The sequence below is a fragment of the Bartonella queenslandensis AUST/NH15 genome (assembly GCF_000312585.1).
GTDB lineage: Bacteria > Pseudomonadota > Alphaproteobacteria > Rhizobiales > Rhizobiaceae > Bartonella > Bartonella queenslandensis_A.
In genome coordinates this window covers 1-797 of record NZ_HE998234.1, presented here as the reverse complement: position 1 = coordinate 797, position 797 = coordinate 1, and the positions used below count along the sequence as shown (strand labels likewise).

Here is a 797-nt window from a genome sequence, read left to right as displayed (position 1 = left end):
AGTCAGCTTTTTGCGACCAATCAGAATGTTACGACAGTCACGAATGATCTAAAAACAGTTTCTGAGAATACTTCGAAGTATTTAGGTGGTGGAACCGATGTGTTGAAAGGTATAGCACCGACTTATACAGTGGAGGGTAAGAATTATCAAAGTGTAGCGGATGCGTTTGGTGGTGTTGATCATTCATTCACAGAGCTTCATAAAGAGATTACGCAAAACACGACTGAGCTTTCTGAAAATATTAAGCAGAATGCGTTGTTGTGGAGTGATAAAGATCATGCGTTTGTTGCGACCCATGGCACTGAAGATGACAAGAAAAACAGCAAGATCACATCTCTTGCGAATGGTAGGATCACTGAAGGTTCAACGGATGCAATCAATGGCTCTCAGCTTTATGAAACCAATCAACATGTAAACACTGTATCTAAGACACTTGACACAGTGGCTACGGATATCGCTAAATCCTTTGGTGGGGGAGCTAAGTACGAGAATGGTCAGTGGATTGCTCCAATCTTTAAGGTTCACACTGTCAGTGAGGATGGTAGCAAGGTTGAAGAGCAGAGCTATGATGATGTAGCGAAAGCCTTTGCAAGTGTAGGAAATTCTTTCAGCAATCTTCATCAAGAACTTAAGAATGAGATTAACCAAGTTGTTAGTGATAGTCTTGTTAAGCAAGATGGTGTGACCAAGGTAATCAAAATAGGTTCGGAGAAAGAAGGTACAGAAATCACCGTTGCAAACAGTGAAGGTATTGCTCGTAGTATTTCTGGTGTAAAAGCAGGAGCACTGACAGAAGC

General features: G+C 41.4%; 1 pseudogene. It reads left to right on the top strand.

Annotation, left to right across the window (positions count from 1 at the left end):
* Positions 1–797, top strand: a pseudogene (locus BN338_RS09990) (hypothetical protein); the annotation flags it as partial.